Annotated in this window: 17 protein-coding genes and 3 pseudogenes; 9 read left to right on the top strand and 11 right to left on the bottom strand. The window is 57.6% G+C overall.

Annotated elements, in window-relative coordinates:
* Window positions 1–167: 167 nt before the first annotated feature.
* Window positions 168–497, bottom strand: a complete 330-nt coding sequence (locus tag ACSQ3J_RS30755) for a TraR/DksA family transcriptional regulator (protein WP_060504048.1) — start codon at window positions 495–497, stop codon at window positions 168–170.
* 396 nt (window positions 498–893) lie between these two features.
* Between ACSQ3J_RS30755 and ACSQ3J_RS30750 the strand changes: the two genes are divergently transcribed.
* Window positions 894–1,148, top strand: a complete 255-nt coding sequence (locus tag ACSQ3J_RS30750; RefSeq protein WP_436041083.1) for a hypothetical protein — start codon at window positions 894–896, stop codon at window positions 1,146–1,148.
* Between the two features lie 108 nt (window positions 1,149–1,256).
* Window positions 1,257–1,953 (top strand): annotated as a pseudogene (locus tag ACSQ3J_RS30745) (VIT1/CCC1 transporter family protein).
* A gap of 144 nt (window positions 1,954–2,097) precedes the next feature.
* On the opposite strand, the gene ACSQ3J_RS30740 reads toward ACSQ3J_RS30745, so the two are convergent.
* Both ACSQ3J_RS30740 and ACSQ3J_RS30735 read right to left on the bottom strand, forming a co-directional pair.
* Complete coding sequence (locus ACSQ3J_RS30740; protein WP_436041082.1) at window positions 2,098–2,670, bottom strand: cytochrome b/b6 domain-containing protein; 573 nt, start codon at window positions 2,668–2,670, stop codon at window positions 2,098–2,100.
* Window positions 2,670–2,945 carry a PepSY domain-containing protein gene (locus tag ACSQ3J_RS30735; protein WP_060504052.1) on the bottom strand — a complete coding sequence of 92 codons (276 nt, stop codon included), beginning with the start codon at window positions 2,943–2,945 and terminating at the stop codon, window positions 2,670–2,672. The genes ACSQ3J_RS30740 and ACSQ3J_RS30735 overlap by 1 nt, the downstream gene beginning before the upstream one ends.
* Window positions 2,946–3,115: 170 nt before the next feature.
* On the opposite strand from ACSQ3J_RS30735, the gene ACSQ3J_RS30730 reads away from it, so the two are divergent.
* From ACSQ3J_RS30730 to ACSQ3J_RS30720, 3 genes are read left to right on the top strand one after another with little or no spacing between them, the layout of a single operon-like run.
* Window positions 3,116–3,451 carry a PepSY domain-containing protein gene (locus tag ACSQ3J_RS30730; RefSeq protein WP_162246361.1) on the top strand — a complete coding sequence of 112 codons (336 nt, stop codon included), beginning with the start codon at window positions 3,116–3,118 and terminating at the stop codon, window positions 3,449–3,451.
* Entirely contained in the window at window positions 3,448–4,113 is a 666-nt protein-coding gene (locus tag ACSQ3J_RS30725) for a response regulator transcription factor (RefSeq protein WP_060504055.1), read from the top strand. The genes ACSQ3J_RS30730 and ACSQ3J_RS30725 overlap by 4 nt, the downstream gene beginning before the upstream one ends.
* A complete protein-coding gene (locus ACSQ3J_RS30720; RefSeq protein WP_060504056.1) occupies window positions 4,110–5,456 on the top strand; it encodes a sensor histidine kinase in 1,347 nt (448 codons plus the stop codon). Before ACSQ3J_RS30725 ends, ACSQ3J_RS30720 begins: the two co-directional genes overlap by 4 nt.
* A 184-nt stretch (window positions 5,457–5,640) precedes the next feature.
* On the opposite strand, the gene ACSQ3J_RS30715 is transcribed toward ACSQ3J_RS30720, so the two are convergent.
* The 8 genes and pseudogenes from ACSQ3J_RS30715 to napE all read right to left on the bottom strand — a co-directional run bounded on the left by ACSQ3J_RS30715 (window position 5,641) and on the right by napE (window position 12,990).
* On the bottom strand, window positions 5,641–6,708 hold the full coding sequence (locus tag ACSQ3J_RS30715; protein ID WP_436041084.1) for an AI-2E family transporter: 1,068 nt from the start codon (window positions 6,706–6,708) through the stop codon (window positions 5,641–5,643).
* Window positions 6,709–7,473: 765 nt separating this feature from the next.
* Entirely contained in the window at window positions 7,474–8,064 is a 591-nt protein-coding gene (locus ACSQ3J_RS30710) for a carbonic anhydrase (protein ID WP_436041081.1), read from the bottom strand.
* A gap of 294 nt (window positions 8,065–8,358) precedes the next feature.
* Complete coding sequence (locus ACSQ3J_RS30705; protein WP_060505076.1) at window positions 8,359–9,054, bottom strand: NapC/NirT family cytochrome c; 696 nt, start codon at window positions 9,052–9,054, stop codon at window positions 8,359–8,361.
* 7 nt (window positions 9,055–9,061) lie between these two features.
* On the bottom strand, window positions 9,062–9,565 hold the full coding sequence (locus ACSQ3J_RS30700) for a nitrate reductase cytochrome c-type subunit (protein ID WP_060505068.1): 504 nt from the start codon (window positions 9,563–9,565) through the stop codon (window positions 9,062–9,064).
* Window positions 9,532–12,039 carry a periplasmic nitrate reductase subunit alpha gene (gene napA / locus ACSQ3J_RS30695; protein ID WP_060505069.1) on the bottom strand — a complete coding sequence of 836 codons (2,508 nt, stop codon included), beginning with the start codon at window positions 12,037–12,039 and terminating at the stop codon, window positions 9,532–9,534. The genes ACSQ3J_RS30700 and napA overlap by 34 nt, the downstream gene beginning before the upstream one ends.
* Window positions 12,017–12,302 (bottom strand): annotated as a pseudogene (locus ACSQ3J_RS30690) (chaperone NapD); the annotation flags it as partial. The pseudogene ACSQ3J_RS30690 and the gene napA, both read right to left, overlap by 23 nt.
* Complete coding sequence (gene napF, locus ACSQ3J_RS30685; RefSeq protein ID WP_060505071.1) at window positions 12,295–12,795, bottom strand: ferredoxin-type protein NapF; 501 nt, start codon at window positions 12,793–12,795, stop codon at window positions 12,295–12,297. The gene napF and the pseudogene ACSQ3J_RS30690, both read right to left, overlap by 8 nt.
* Window positions 12,796–12,798: 3 nt before the next feature.
* Complete coding sequence (napE, locus tag ACSQ3J_RS30680; RefSeq protein WP_060505072.1) at window positions 12,799–12,990, bottom strand: periplasmic nitrate reductase, NapE protein; 192 nt, start codon at window positions 12,988–12,990, stop codon at window positions 12,799–12,801.
* A 289-nt stretch (window positions 12,991–13,279) separates the two neighbouring features.
* On the opposite strand from napE, the gene ACSQ3J_RS30675 reads away from it, so the two are divergent.
* From ACSQ3J_RS30675 to ACSQ3J_RS30660, 4 genes and pseudogenes are all read left to right on the top strand, one after another.
* The gene (locus tag ACSQ3J_RS30675; protein ID WP_060505073.1) at window positions 13,280–13,579 is read left to right on the top strand and encodes a hypothetical protein; all 300 of its coding nucleotides are present in this window, start codon (window positions 13,280–13,282) and stop codon (window positions 13,577–13,579) included.
* Window positions 13,580–14,014: 435 nt separating this feature from the next.
* Window positions 14,015–14,497, top strand: a pseudogene (locus ACSQ3J_RS30670) (transposase); the annotation flags it as partial.
* 501 nt (window positions 14,498–14,998) lie between these two features.
* Window positions 14,999–15,355 carry a hypothetical protein gene (locus ACSQ3J_RS30665; RefSeq protein WP_060505074.1) on the top strand — a complete coding sequence of 119 codons (357 nt, stop codon included), beginning with the start codon at window positions 14,999–15,001 and terminating at the stop codon, window positions 15,353–15,355.
* A partial coding sequence (locus ACSQ3J_RS30660; RefSeq protein WP_436041080.1) for an ATPase, T2SS/T4P/T4SS family occupies window positions 15,352–16,080 on the top strand: 729 nt, incomplete at its 3' end. The genes ACSQ3J_RS30665 and ACSQ3J_RS30660, both read left to right, overlap by 4 nt.

The following is a 16,080-nucleotide window of genomic DNA, read 5'->3' as shown; positions in this document are numbered from 1 at the left end:
AAGGTTGCCATCAGCCGGTGAGTTAAGCGGACAGTCGGCCGGTCGCTTTGACGACAACGGCGGCGAAAGGTGCTGGTCAAGAGGCGTGGTAGTAATCTGGTGGGGAAACAGAGCTTGGGTGCTGCTCCCGTCTTGCTTCAGGTCGTTCGGCGGCGTGTCAGACTCGATCAGGCCTTTGCAGTTTCACGGGCGCACTCGACGCAATAGGGCGTGAACGGCAACGCTGCGAGTCTAGGCTCACCTATATCTCCGCCGCAAAGCACGCATCGCCCGAAGTCTCCCTTTTCTATGCGATCGAGGGCAGACAGGATCGCCTTCAGTTCTTCGCGACCGCTCCGCTCCAACCCTATAAGGACCTCGTCATTCTCCGTTTCGATCGCCCGGTCGCTACTGTCATCATCCAGTTCTTGGCCAAGGTCGCTGTCGATCATGGCGAGGCGCTTCTCAAGCCCACGACGGCGATCTTCCAGTTCAGTTTTGATCTCTACGATGTTCATTAGTTTACCTCGTTTCGCCCCACAAACACGTTGTGTGTTTCGAGTGCTTTCAGAAATGGTCTCTTCTAAAATAGGCAACGATCGGGTTTTAATCATTGAGCTGGATCAAGGAGGCCTTGGACGACGGCGTCTCACCGAATTTTACAGTTGGATTGCAGTCGCACGTCAATCGGAGCGCTGGAGCTGCAGCAGCCCGCTAGGTTATCCGGGGCAGGGTTAAGGCCTACACTGCGAAGACACAGACGACACACCTCCCTCGCCAGTCAGCGAACAACGGGCGGGCTCTCGATATCGTCCTGTCTTCTTGATGCCGATCAAATCGCGCCTCTCGACTTGTTGATAGAGTATTACGGGGTCGCCGCCGGGCGTGCCAAATATCTGAAAGGTTTGCTGTCGATGCTTGAATATACAGTCAACGCCCGCCGGGTCGATGCGCGCGGCAGCCTTGCATCCACGAAGCAGGCTGAAATACGGCTTGACACAAGCCTTGTCGGTTGTGGCGACGCATTCAATGCGGCGGAACTGCTACTGGCGGCGGTGGCGGCCTGCATGATCAAGGGCATCGAACGCGTTGCACCGATGCTCGACTTCGAATTTCACGGCGTCGACGTCACCCTTCATGCCGTCCGGCAGGACGCGCCGCCGCATTGAAAGCGATCAGCGACTGGAACTCCTGCACAAGAATGTCCGCAAGTACGGTACAATTTCCAATACGATAGCGGCTGCGGTGCCCCTTGAGGGCGTTATCAGGAGAAAGGCATGAGCCGTCTGCATCCGGAAAATCACCTCGTTTCGCGCATCGGCTGGCTGCGTGCCGCCGTCCTTGGTGCCAACGACGGCATCGTCTCGACGGCAAGCCTTATCGTCGGCGTGGCGACGGCCTCGGCGGCAAGCTCCGAAATCCTGGTTGCGGGCGTGGCCGGGTTGGTCGCAGGTGCCATGTCGATGGCGGCCGGCGAATATGTCTCAGTGAGTTCGCAGGCTGACACCGAAAAAGGCGGACCTCGACCGCGAACGTGTGGAACTGGCAACCCAGCCCGAGTTCGAGCGTGAAGAACTCGCCCAGATTTACGTCAGGCGCGGCGTGGACGTTGTTCTGGCACGACAGGTTGCCGATCAAATGATGGCCAGGGATGCACTTGCCGCCCATGCCCAGGATGAACTCGGCATATCCGAGATCACCTCCGCAAAGCCAATCCAGGCCGCACTCACCTCGGCTGCGACCTTTGCGGTCGGAGCGGCGATGCCCCTTGCTATGGTCATGGTCTCGCCCGCTTCCATGCTGGTCGCTACCGTATCGGTTGCCTCTCTCGCATTTCTCGCCCTTCTCGGTGCGATTGGCGCGAAGGCCGGCGGCGCCAATATCGTGCGAGCAACCGTGCGCGTTACATTCTTGGGTGCGTTTGCTATGGCGTTAACGGCGGGTATCGGAGCTGTCGTCGGGAAGGCTATCTAAACGGTTAGGACGTCAGGAGGCGCACGGCGAGACTTCGCTATCTCCGGTTGATCTGTTTGGCCAAATGGGTCGAACAAGATCGCCCCGCGCCCATAAATGCGCGGGAACGATCTCGGCTCCCAGCTTGACGACCATCCCGCGAACTCAGTTTCTACGTTTCCAGCCTGTGATCATCGCGCGAACGAGATTTTCGCGATGCTCGATGCTGGCGACCAGGACCCCGAGAATGTGAAAGACTATGAGACCCAAAGTGGAATAAACCAAAGCCGTGTGGACGTCTTCCACCCATTCGACACCCCAGTAGGCATCGGTCGTCATCATGTAGCCGGTGGTGACGATGCCCGCGATCATCGACAGAAGCGCGATCACCATGAAGCCGCCTGCCGGATTATGCCCGATGTAGCGTTTGGCACGCATGCGGGCCGTATCCGCAAGGTAGCCAACGACAGTCAATGGGCTGCGAACGAAGTTGACGAAACGCGCGTGTTCCGACCCGAAGAGACCCCAAAGAACGCGTATCACCACCAGGCTGCCAATCACATAACCGGACAGAATATGCGCCGACTTCCATTCGTCGCCCGTGAAGAATGAAAAGGTAAAAGCCCCTACCAACGCCCAATGGAACAGTCTGACCACGGGGTCCCAGACCTTGATCCGTTCCGGTCGCTCCCCACGACCGGTTAGGGAGCCCAGCATTTCGTGCTCGGCACTACGCATCAATCGTCACCGTCGACGCCGACCTGAGCGCCGGTTTCCGGATTGAAGAGAGCTTCGACCTTCTGGCCGTCCTTGATCCCGTAGACTTCATAGCAGCCGTCTTCGATCTTGATCTGGCGAACTTCGAAGCCCATCTCCGTTGCCTTCGCCTTCAGGGCATCTTCGGTCATCCACTTGTCCTGTGGAGTGGTTCCACATTTGCCAGCGTCTTCTGCGTGGGCAACGCCGGCGAGAACGGAAGCGGCGAACAGGGAGGCAATCAAGATATTTTTCATCGTAGGTATCCTTCGTTGACCCGGCCGAGCACCGTTGCTGCGAACCGTTGACTGCAAACTAGGCGAAAGCAGCTGAGCGATACCTGACGCAGAATGTCAGCGAAACTTCAGCTTCGGGGTGGTAGGAATGGGGGATGATACCGGGAGCAATCATCAAGAAAAGAGGGAGCGTGAGAGCGTCGCTAGGAGTTGCGCTTCTCCTCGGGTTGGCGCTTGGCCATGTCTCCGTATCGCGTGCCGGCGATGAACATGACGACACCGTCTCGCCTGATGATGTCCGTGAACATATTCGCGAGCGCGTTCAGAAGGGCGAAATAAAATCGCTGGCTGAATTGCGGCGCATCGTGACGGGGCAGGTGGACGGTCAGATCGTCTCGACGTCGGTTGATCAGGAGCACGGTATCACCGTCTACGAATTTCGTGTGCTGCGGCCTGACAACCGAATGGTTGAGGTCGAAGTCGACGCCGCATCGGGTGTGGTGGTGGAAATCGAGAACGACGAATGAGAGTGATGCTTGTTGAAGATGATCCCTTGATCGCCCGCGATGTCATCACGCATCTCGAGCGGGCCGGGTTCGTCGTTGTCCATGAAAAAGACGGAGAATCAGGCTGGTTTACAGGAGATGCCGAGGAATTTGCGGCGATCGTGCTCGATCTCGGTCTGCCCAAAATGGATGGGTTATCCGTTCTGAAGCGCTGGCGGGCTGAAGGCCGGGTGACGCCCGTGTTGATCCTGACGGCGCGTGGCAACTGGCAGGAGAGGGTGGAGGGCATTGATGCTGGTGCCGATGACTACCTTGCAAAACCCTTCCAAATGGCGGAACTGCTGGCCCGCCTTCGCGCCATCATACGCCGCAGTGCGGGCCAGGCGAGTTCCACCGTGATGTTCGGCGATATCACCCTAGATACGCGGACAAAGACCGTCACACGCCTGGGCCTGCCGATCGATCTCACGCCGCTTGAATACCGTTGTCTGGTGTTTCTGGCAAACAACAGCGAGCGCAATGTCTCTCAGATCGAATTGACGGAACAGCTCTACGCGCAGGACTTCGAGCGCGATAGCAATTCCGTCGAGGTGCTCGTTGGACGTCTGCGTCGCAAACTCGGCCGTGATGTGATCGCCACCCGGCGCGGCTATGGATACCGCATAAACGGAAGTGCCGCATGAGGAGCTCGATCCGCGGTCGCTTCCTGGTGGTGTCCATGATGAGCGTTATCCTCGCGCTCATCATGGCCAGCCTCGTGCTGATCAACCTGTTTACCCGCAATCTCGAGCGCCGCATCGATGAGGAGCTGACCGGCCATATCAACAATATTGCTGGAACATTACGCTTTGCAGCAAATGGCGGAATTGAGCTGCCGGATAGGCCTGTCGATCGTCGCTTTCATGAACCTTATGGCGGTCTTTACTGGCAGGTGGAGGACGATCTTCGCAACAGGCAGCTACGCTCTGCCTCGCTATGGGATACGTCACTTCCTTTGCCTAACGACGATCATGAGACGGGTTCCATCCATCGCTATCATCTCGCAGGGCCGGAAGGCTCAGACCTTATCGTGCAGGAGCGCAAGATCGTATTTGCTGCTCCCGACGGAAAACGGGCTATTCGCGTCGCCGCGGCCATTGATGCGTCCGTTGTGTTAAAGGCGAGCCGGACCTTCATGTTCGATATCATACCTTACATGGCGGCGCTTGCGGTGTTCCTGATCGCAGCCTCGCTGGCTCAGTTGACCTATGGTCTGCGTCCGATTTCATCGGTGAGTGACGGGCTCGACCGCATCCGCGCGCGCAAGGCTGAGCGCCTCGGCGGCGCTTTCCCAAGTGAACTCCAGACCGTTGTCGATGCGGTCAATCGGCTTCTTGAAGCACAGGCAAAACTGATTTCACGAGCGAGAACACGCGCCGCCGATCTGGCGCACGGCCTCAAGTCACCGCTGACCGTCCTGTTCAACGACGCAGAGACCCTACGCGAGCGCGGCGAAGTCGAAATCGCCGACGAACTGGTTCGTCTGGCCGACGTCATGAAATCCCATGTCGAGGGTGAGTTGACGCGCAGCCGGATAGCCGGCAGCGCAGAGTTGCGCTCGTCTGACGCCGATCTCGCCACGTCGCTCAATACGATCGTGCGAACGCTGAGGCGGACGCCACGTGGCGAGCAATTGACCTGGACTATTGACGTTGCGCCTGGGATCTCCATTGAAATGGATCCGAATGACCTGCAGGAGCTCTTGGGCAATATCCTTGACAACGCCGTGAAATGGAGCCGATCTGCCATCCGGATCACCGCACAGCAGCAGGGTCGAAGGCCTGTTTTGGTGATCGAGGATGATGGTCCCGGCACCAGTCCTGGAGGGCTTTCCACGATCATGGAGCGCGGCATACGCCTCGATCTCAAGACGCCTGGGACAGGTATCGGCCTTGCCATCGTCCGCGACATTGCCGATGTATACGACCTCTCGATCTACATCACGAACATCGAAGCTGGCGGTCTACGCGTCAGGATTGGCTTCTGACTGCCCTCGTGAGCCTTTCCATAACTTATGGAGAATTGGAAAGCTCCAAGTCATCAGGAAACCAGTTGGGGCGAGCAAAGCCTTGATGGTCTACGGTTCGGGCCAATCAAGGCAGGGTGGGTCTGCTTTGTGAGCGCCATCGTTGGCCATAAACCGCGTCAGTCATGACATGCCCGTGGAATATTCACTGTGTGTCCTTTGTTTCCAATTTCTCGTCGTGCTGCTGTTGCTCAAAGAGAGACCATGCAGAGATGAAGAGTGCGGCAATAAGCGGACCGATCACAAAACCACTAATGCCGAACAGCGAAATGCCGCCGAGCGTCGAGATCAGCACCACATAGTCAGGCAGTCGCGTCCCTTTGCCGACCAGCGGCGGACGCAACAGATTGTCGATGAGTCCTATGACCAGCATGCCGATGAAGGCCAGGATCAGTCCCTTCAGCCACGCACCCATGATAAACAGCCAGATTGCTACCGGAAGCCACACGAGCACCGCGCCAACGACGGGCAGCATAGAAAGGAACGTCATGATGACGCCCCATAACGGGGCGGCTTCTATTCCAAGACCCCAGAACGCAATGCCGCCAATCGTGCCCTGGATCACAGCGATGATGATGTTGCCCCTGACAGTGGCGCGAACGACAGCCGCGAATTTGTCCACGAATTGCCGCGTGTAGGCATCGCTCAGCGGTATCGTATGTCGGATCGTCCGGCCAAGTGCGGCGCCGTCCCTGAACAGGAAGAAGAGGAGATAGAGCATAATGCCCAGGCTAATGAAGAACTGCAGCGTATTTTGCCCAAAACTTAGTACGCCGCCGGCGACCGACTGGCCGGCTCGCATGACGCCAGATGCAGCTTTCGCGAGCAGTTCCGTAAAGCCGCCCAGCTTCAGTGAGTTCAGCCAGTTGTCAATGAATGTCGGCAGCGCGTCCTGGAATCGGGCCAAATGGTCGTTAAGGTCGATTTCGTTGCTGCTGATCCGCTGGTAGAGGCTGGTTCCTTCCTGAATGAGAGACCCGAGGATGATCATTGCCGGTATGATGACGAGGCAGATGCATAACAAGACGGTTAGCAAGGCGGCGATATTTCTGCGACCCGGCAGCAAGCGCTCCAGCTGCTTATGAACCGGAAAGAAGATGATCGCAAGAATGACCGCCCAAAGGATAGCGTTGTAATAGGGCAGGAGAAGCCAGATGAACGCGATCGTCACCAGTGCCAAAAGGACGTAAAAGCTCGTTCGCTGAATAGACATGACTTCCTTGTTGGCTGGGCTGTTCTCGTCCCTTCCTGCAGGACCACGCCCAAGGTTGCTTAATTCGACAATAGGCGCGTCGTGACGCAAGGCCAACTGGAACCGTTACGCTGAGCCAGCTTCTTTGCACCAGTCTTAGGGAGTATCTAATTGAAGTAAGGTGCTGCGGCCGCCGTCACTGTGTCGCGCGCAGGCGCAAACTCACCTTGGAGCTGCGAGATCATTTAGGCGGACAAACATAAGGCACTCACAAAAAGGGTCAAAGTTCCATAAATAGGCTTATGCGATATGTTATACCATAACGTTAAATTATATTTCCAAGTGAGCGTCGCCACATAATTTTAGACACGCGTCAGCTAATGTTGGATTCTGCACTCACAATTTTAGACCCTAGGGATTTTTGATTGGTGCCCGATCCGGGCTACTCCCCCGCTCAAAGTGAATTGGACGTCGCCGGTCGGGGCTATCTTTTTGAACATGACGTTAGCAAGTGAGCTAACACCCCATTAGGTTACGGTCTGTGGGTTCTACTTGGAACGGGTCTTCGAAAGAAGGCCCCTTCTTTGTTTTTGCGCGCGAGTATGCAGCAACCGCCTGGTTTTCGGCGTCGGCTTGTGTTCGATGTCGCTGATCTCGGACGCGGTCAGATGAAGTTTATCGATGAGCAATTCCCAGAGCTTCTGAAGTGCAATGCGGTTGGCCTTGATAACATCGGCACCCGCTTTTCACAGCTACCACCTGGCAACCAACCCCTCGACGATGACATCACCGTTCTATCGAACACCCGAGATTTGAAAGTAGCCCATCCTTCAAACCATATGCCCACCCGTGGATGGACACTGCCTTGCCCTGTTTCCAAGCGGCCTGCAATGTCGGTGTCCGCGCGAGTCTCGTAACTTGGTCAATGATGGAGGCCTCGCAAGGTTCGTCCAAGTCTCTCTCGCTCCACGCGCCACAGTCCCGGCATTCGAAGGACGTGTCTGCGACGTCGCGGATCGGCTGAAGCCAGTGGTCGATGAGGCCGTAGCTGTCACCGCTGACGGCAGCTCTTATTCCTCCGCAGCCATAGTGTCCGCAAACAATGATGTGTTTCACCTCAAGTTGGTGAACTGCGTATTCGAGGACGGAGAGCATGTTGAGATCGGTCGGATGTATGAGATTGGCGACATTCCGGTGCACGAACACCTCGCCCGGCTCAAGTCCTGCGATGACGTTGGCGGGAACTCGGCTGTCAGAGCAACCGATCCACAGATATTCAGGGCGCTGAAGTTCCGAAAGCCGCTCGAAATAGTCAGGCCGTTCGGCCGTTCTTGCGTCAGCCCAGAGTTTGTTCTGCGTGAAAAGTTTCTCGATCATCCGATGATTCCGAAAGGGATAGACTTATGCCCAGCGCGTATAGCCCGCATGGCGGGAGGACGAAAGGTGTTTATGAAAGCGGCATCCTTTGGAGTTGCGCAGTTTGGAATATACCATGCACGTCGATCTTTTCGACGACGCCGATGTAGCGAGGATGGGCGAACGCTTGGATCACTCTCAATATCTTGGGCCGAAATTGGAACGAGCCGTCTTATGGCGGCACGCGGTGTTCAGCTCCCACGATGACGTTTGATCATGCGTCTCTCGGCCGACCTGGCTTCATTCCGTTGAAGTTCAGAACATCCCCGTGTGAGCGTCGGCGACGAACTTACGCAGCTCATCGATAGGTGAATCTCCAGCCATCTTTTTTCCCTCGAGTTCTTTCGGCATTTTCCAGCCAGGATCGATGCCTTCCATGTTTGGCAGCTCGTGGGCTATGCCCTTATGGCAATCGATGCAGGTGGCTTTTCCTGTCAGGAGGTATCGCGTGTGGATTTCAGCCGCCCTCTGGGTCTGCTTCTGCAAATCCATAGCAACCGAAGAGTGGCAGTTGCGGCATTCCAGACTGTCGTTGGCCTTCATGCGTGCCCATTCGTGCTGCGCCAGTTCCAGGCGGTGTTCGAGAAATTTCGATCGCGTATTGATCGTCCCGAACAGCTTGCCCCACACTTCCTTGGACGCCTGCATCTTGCGGGCGATCTTGTCCGTCCACTGGTGCGGCACATGACAATCGGGACAGCTTGCGCGCACTCCTGAACGGTTCGAGAAGTGAATGGTGCGCGTCAGCTCCTCGTAGACGTTCGCCTTCATCTCGTGGCATCCGGTGCAGAACTTCTCGGTATTGGTCACTTCGAGGGCCGTGTTGAAAGCGCCCCAGAACATTACGCCGCCGATGAAGCCGCCGAGCGTCAGGAACCCAAGCCCAAGCGTCACGGCGGGCGTGATCATTATACTCCATGCCCACAGCACGACTTTCCGGATCCAGGCGATCATGGTCTCACTCGCTTCCCGCTGGCTTGAACCCAAGTTCGCTCATGTCTTTGAAGGTGCTGGGAACCAGCGACTGGACATCCGCCTGGGGGACGTGGCACGCCGTACAGAAGTACCGCCGCGGGGAAACGTCCGCGATCATCTGTCCCTCGCGCGTCATGTAATGCGTCACGCTGATCATCGGCGCGCCCGAGTCCTGTGTGAATTCGCGCTTGTGACAGGTGAGGCAACGGTTGGCGTTTACCGACAGTTCGTAGCCCTCGATCGAGTGGGGGATGATCGGAGGCTGGTCCGGATAGGCGCGCATCTTCCGTTTATCGTCGATCACCCATTTCGGGAGGACGGCGGCCGCTCCCGACTCCATGGCGTGGGTCTGGCCCTGAAGCTGCGGGACGTTCTGCGTCGCCACCTGGGCGATCGCTGCGGTCGCGATGAACACAAGAAGTCCGCCAGCGATTGCAGTCCATTCGGGGCGCATCAGACGACGACTGGTAGAATCTTGACCGCGCATTTTTTGAAATCCGTCTGTTTGGAGATGGGATCGGTGGCGTCGAGTGTTACCTTGTTGATCAGTTGGCTTGCGTCGAACCATGGAATGAAGATGACGCCCGTGGGCATTCGGTTGCGCCCACGGGTATCGATCCGGGTGCGTATTTCGCCCCGGCGCGAAACGATGCGGACTTCCGCTCCTTGATTTAGTCCCCGTTTTCGGGCGTCGTCGGCGTTCATGAAACAGCGTGCGCCGGGAAACGCCTTGTAAAGCTCCGGAACGCGCATCGTCATCGATCCCGAATGCCAGTGTTCGAGCACCCGACCCGTGACCAGCCAGAACTCAAATTCCTCATCGGGCGATTCCGCAGGTGGCTCGTAGGGCACGGCCAGAATAACCGCCTTGCCATCCTTCTGACCGTAGAAATTCACGCCCTCTCCCGGCTTGACGTAGGGATCGTACCCCTCCCGATACCGCCACTTCGTTTCCTGCCCGTTCACGACCGGCCAACGCAGTCCGCGGACTTCGTGGTAGGCGTCATAGGGTGCGAGATCGTGACCGTGTCCTCGGCCGAACGATGCATATTCCTCGAACAGGCCTTTCTGGACGTAGAAGCCGAAGTCCTTCGACTCGTTGTTGTCGTACTCGCTGTTAGTCTCACTGAGCGGGTATCGATCGACCTCGCCGTTGCGGAACAGCACGTCGAAGAGGTTCTTGCCTCGATAGGTGGGGTTAGCCTCGAGCATCTCCGCCGGCCAGACGTCTTCCGTGGTGAAGCGCTTCGAGAACTCCATCATCTGCCAGAGATCAGAACGTGCATCACCAGACGCTTGGACGAGCTGATGCCAGACGTGGGTCCTGCGTTCTGCGTTGCCGTAAGCGCCTTCTTTTTCCACCCACATGGCGGCGGGCAGTATGAGATCTGCGCTCATCGCGGTGATTGTCGGATAGGCGTCGGAGACGACGATGAAGTTGTCAGGATTTCGATAGCCCTGATATGTCTCGTTGCTGTTGTTGGGCGCGGCCTGGACGTTGTTGTTGCATTGGACCCAGTAAAAGTTGAGCTTGCCGTCCTTCAGCATCCGGTCCTGCTGGACGGCGTGGTATCCCGGCTTCTCGGGGATGATGCCGTGCGGGATGCGCCAGATTTCTTCCGCGTGCTTGCGATGTTCGGGATTGGTGACAACCATGTCGGCAGGAAGCCGATGCGCAAAGGTGCCGACCTCGCGCGCCGTGCCGCATGCGGAAGGTTGTCCGGTTAGCGAAAACGGGCTGTTGCCTGGTTCGGAAATTTTTCCGGTGAGCAGGTGTATGTTGTAGACCATCTGGTTGGCCCAGACGCCGCGGACATGCTGGTTGAACCCCATGGTCCAGAGCGACATGACCTTCGTTTTTGGATCGGCGTAAAGCTCCGCCAACTGTTCCAGAAACTCAGGCTCGACCCCCGTCATCTCCGCCGTCTTCTTCAGCGTATATTCGGAAACGAACTCCTTAAAAGCCGCGAAATCCATCGGCTCCGACTTGCCGGGATCGGCCGAGTTCGCAGCGTTCACTTCTTTCGGATCATCGGGTCTCAGCCCGTATCCGATATCAGTCACGCCGCGTGCGAACTTCGTGTGCTTCTCAACGAACGCAGTGTTCACGCGGTCCGTCTGTATGATGTGGTTCGCGATGTAGTTCAGGATGACGAGATCGGTGCCCGGCTTGAAGATGATCGGGACGTCGGCCAGGTCCATGCTTCGGTGCGTGAAGGTGGAGAGTACCGCAACCCGGACATGATCGTGGCCGAGACGACGGTCGGCGACGCGGGTCCACAGGATCGGATGCATCTCCGCCATATTAGAGCCCCAGAGCACGAACGCGTCTGCGTTCTCGAAATCGTCGTAACATCCCATCGGCTCATCCATGCCGAAAGTACGCATGAAGGCGACGGCAGCCGAGGCCATGCAGTGGCGGGCGTTGGGATCGAGGTTGTTTGACCGGAATCCCGCCCGCATGAGCTTCGTCGCTGCGTAACCTTCGAAGATCGTCCACTGGCCAGATCCGAACATGCCGACCGCCGTCGGGCCCTTCTCCTTCAACACGCGTTTGGCCTGCTGCGCCATCACGTCGAAGGCTTCGTCCCAGCCGACGGGTTCGAATTCGCCATCCTTGGCGTAGACGCCGTTGCGTTTGCGAAGCAGCGGTGTCTTCAACCGGTCCTCGCCGTACATGATCTTGGAAAGGAAGTAGCCCTTGATGCAGTTCAAGCCGCGGTTGACCTCCGCCTGCATGTCACCGTGCGTGGCGACCACCTGCCCTTCCTTCACGCCGACCATCACCCCGCATCCGGTGCCACAGAAGCGACAGGGAGCCTTAGACCATTTGATCTCCAGCGCCCCTACCCCGCCGGGAACTGGCTGGGCTGCGGCGGGGAGTGAAATGCCAGCCGTGGCCGCGGCGATGCCAGCGGCATGTGCTTTCAAAACCTGGCGTCGCGTCAGTGCTTCGGTCATCTGTCTGCGCTCTCCGTTTCGACATGTTCGAAAACCATGTTTGCCGCGATGACACCGTCAAGAAGGGATATCCTCGACAGGCAATCGCCCATCATTCCGGTACTGGTCCCCTCGATGACCAGGACGATCTTTCCGCGCTCGCAGCCATGGACTTCGACGTTTTCCATCCGTTCAAGTTCCGCCAGGACTTTGTCGGTGGCCGCAGGCATGGTGGCGACGACCGCGCTCGATATGTGGAAGCTGGTGGACTGCAGTTCAGGCATCGGCAGCCTCCAATTGTCGAGATTTCACCGTTATCGCGCTGACAGGGCAAACTCCCACGCAGGCACCGCAACCGATGCAGGCGTGTTCGTCGAGGTCAGGCAGGAAGGGTCCGCCAAGGCGCGGCTTGAACCGGATCGCGTTCTCCGGACAGCTCTCGCCGCACGATTGGCAGGCGACGTTGCGTTTCGCGAGACAGGCATCCGTTATCGATGCAAAATGATCGAAGCGGAGAGCGCCCTCAGGAAGGAAGACGGGTTCCGGGCAGGCGAGCCTGCATTCGCCGCAGAAGGTGCATTCGGCCGTGGTGAAATCGAGCAAGGGTCGCCCATCCCCGAGTTTAATCACTCCGGTGGGACAGCGCTCGACGCAGAGGCCGCACCCGGTGCACGACCGGAAAGTGGCTGGGGTAGTTCCGGGAGGGCGGATGGAGGGCGAATATTCAGACCCCTTGCCAAGGAGGAACGAACGCCTTGTGGGAGCTTCCTCGCGCATCTGCTAGTGCCCCAACGGGCCGGGAGGGCCGAATACGATCTGCCACATCCATACAGCAAATCCGTAGGCCCCCACGACGCCCACTGCGATGATTGGCCAGATACCAAACGCGAGTGCGAGGAAAGTCAGCAGCTCGGCGCGCTTTCGCTTACCCGCAGACGTGGTCGCCAGTTCCGCGTTAATCGGTTCAGACATGAGTTCCTCCCACTCTGAAGTGCATTCTAACGAGGCTATCGATTAAATAAAGTGCAAAAACATGACATTTTTCACTTGGGTTGGGCTCGTTGTTCCAGGGCAGAACCAACGACCCACGCCGAGGAAACCGGTGTCCAATCGGTGAGCCGTGCAGGTTGGAAACGGCTTAGTGCGATTGCACCGGCAGCCTAGCTGGCTGATACCACGATCTTGGATCATACACTCCGTTTCAGAGTTCATTGACTGCTGCGAGTTTTTAGGTCGTTTCCTGGGAAATCCACGACAGCATATGTTTCCGCCCTTCTTGGAGAAGGACTGGCAAATCGGCTACAGCGCCTTGAAAGATGGCTACCTCTCACTCAGCGCGAAAGTTCGCGAGTGGTTCGAACGAAATCGGATCAACGATGGAGTTCCGGTCACCGTTGCAGGGCTGCTGGGCTGGGCCGAGCGTGTTCTTGTCGATGAGAGCGGTCTCGAAACTGCGGAGTATGATCTACTTGCCAGCCCGCTCGGCCTATTGACTTCAGGCGTGATCAGAGATGAATGCAGACGCACCCTCGGTCGCACGAGAATTTTGTCAGGGCGCTAACTACTCGCCTCTCGGCCCCGAGGTCTCCTTATAAATTATCGACCCAAACGGCGTTTGTCCTTGCCCGTTACTGCCTCGCTGACGGCATCCTTCCCGTTCGGTGTTTGACCCGTTCCAACGTCTGTGTTCAGTTGTATGAAGCCGTGCGTTTGCGCTGACTACGGCCCTGAAAATGAATCCAAGATTATGGCTGGGAAGGGATAGCGAATCCAACATTGTCCCATCACCTTCTAAAAAAGCACTGTGGCGCAGGTCAGTTTCCGTAACGAAAACAGTATTTTCGAGTCTAAAATTATGTGGCGACGCTCACCAAGCGCCTGCCGGGCAACACGATCAACGGATCGTGTCCCAGGGAGTGGTGTAGCTGGATTTCATAGCCATCGGTGATTTCCGGTAGGGTCGGGTTGCTTAGAACCAACCTGAAGGACACCACCGATGACCGACGATATGATGAACCTGCGTTCGCTTGTTGAGAAGAGCGCAGACGCAGATTTGCTGCGCGATATGATCGGCTTTGCCGCCGAGAAGCTGATGGCACTGGAAGTTGGCGCTGCGACCGGTGCAGGCTATGGCGAGAAGAGCGCGCTTCGTGTCGCCCAGCGCAACGGCTATCGTGATAGAGATTGGGAAACGCGAGCCGGAACGGTGGAGCTGCGTATTCCCAAGCTGCGGACAGGCAGTTACTTCCCAAGCTTCCTCGAACCCCGTCGCATGGCCGAGAAGGCTCTGACAGCGGTTATCCAGGAGGCTTATATCCAGGGTATCTCGACACGCTCGGTCGATGATTTGGTCAAGGCCATGGGCATGTCGGGCATCTCCAAGAGCCAGGTCTCACGACTTTGCGAGGAGATCGACGTTAAGGTCAAAGCCTTCCTCGACCGACCCATTGAAGGCGAATGGCCATACATCTGGATCGATGGTGCGCCGTGCGGCGCGGGAGGTGCGTATGATTTAACGTAACCTTTCAAGCTTGCCGATTTTTGACCGGCGGCTGTAATGCCGCCCGACCTACAGGAGCAGTGGGTCGAAGGGGGCCGAGAAGCCTGACCGGGCGTCGCTGGTTGGGTTGCATAAGCAGATTGGCCTTAACTGTACCGGACGCTGTCCATCAACCGCGGGCCGGGCTACCACAATGCCTATGGCGAGACAACGAAGTGAGCGCCAGAAGCCTCGGAATACACATATTGCTTCCATCGGCGTGATGGCGTGGAAGCACGAAGAGCAATCAGAGGCGGTAAGGCTCGTCTATCCTTACTGCCGGGTTCTCGAAGAGACCCGAGATGGGACTGGCTCCTTTGCCCCATCTCCCGCATTGCACGGGGTAGAGCTCACCGCCTAATGGCACAAGGTTGGAAATCGGAACACGGGAACTTGGATCGTCTGCCCGGTCGGAAGCCGGGCTCGCTGCGACGGCCAGATATGGACGACACCAAGGGCGGAGCTTTCGTAGTAGTCGGAGTGCGGGAAAGCCGCATGCAGGGCGAAGGGAAGCAGGAAGACGATAGGATTGCAAAGACGGAGGAGTGGTCTGTGGACATGGATCATCGGACAGATAAAGTCTGGGTACTCGGCATTCAAAGCAAACTCTATCAGTGGAGTAAGGCAAATCCCGACGACCAGTGGCGCGACATGTGGGGTTGGTTGACCGACCTCGACTTTTCCGATTTTTATGCTGATCCCGTTCGCCAGGAGATGATGCGCCTGAAGCGCGGTGGGCAGATCCGCCGGGATGTCGACCCCACGCCTTATTATCCGATCGCGCCGGTCTACAAATGAGCGCGTTCCCGTTTCTCGAAAAAACCCTTGAACGGCTAAAGCCCTTTCTCTCGGATGACCGCGTTTCCGAAATCTCGGTCAATCGCCCCGGAGAGCTGTTCGTCGAGCGCCTGGGTGTGAGCAGCATGGAGCGGGTGGAAGACGCGCAGTTCACGGCCGACTGGATTAGGACGTTGAGCGAGCGCGTCGCGGGTTCCACCAACCAGGTCGTCAATGACGAGCACCCGATCCTGTCCGCATCGCTTCCATCCGGGGAACGCTTCCAATGTGTGCTGCCACCGGCCGCACCCGCTGGCGGCGCCATCTCCATCCGTAAGCAGGTCATTCATGACATTGGCCTCGACGTTTATCAGCAGCGCGGCGCTTTCGAGCACACGCGCGTCGGGCGCCAGCTTTCGCTCTCGGCCGCCGAAGAAGAGCTTGCCGCTATGATGCAAGGCGATGTCGATGCCATGGAATTCCTCCGGACCGCCGTACGCTTGCGGGTCTCCATCGTCGTGTCCGGCGGCACCTCTACCGGCAAGACGACTTTCCTCAATGCACTCTTGAAGGAGATCCCGGAAGAAGAACGCATTGTCACGATCGAGGACACGCGCGAACTCAAACCGATCACGCCGAACACGGTTGCCCTGCTCGCCTCCAAAGGCGACCAGGGCCGCGCCAAGGTCACGCAACAACAACTCCTCGAGGCCTCCTTGCGTATGCGCCCCGACCGGTTGATGCTT

This window comes from Rhizobium sp. LjRoot98 (assembly GCF_964252935.1).
In the GTDB taxonomy this organism is placed as follows: Bacteria; Pseudomonadota; Alphaproteobacteria; order Rhizobiales; family Rhizobiaceae; genus Pararhizobium.
The sequence above is the reverse complement of the archived record's forward strand: the minus strand, read 5'-3'. Positions and strand labels throughout refer to the sequence as shown.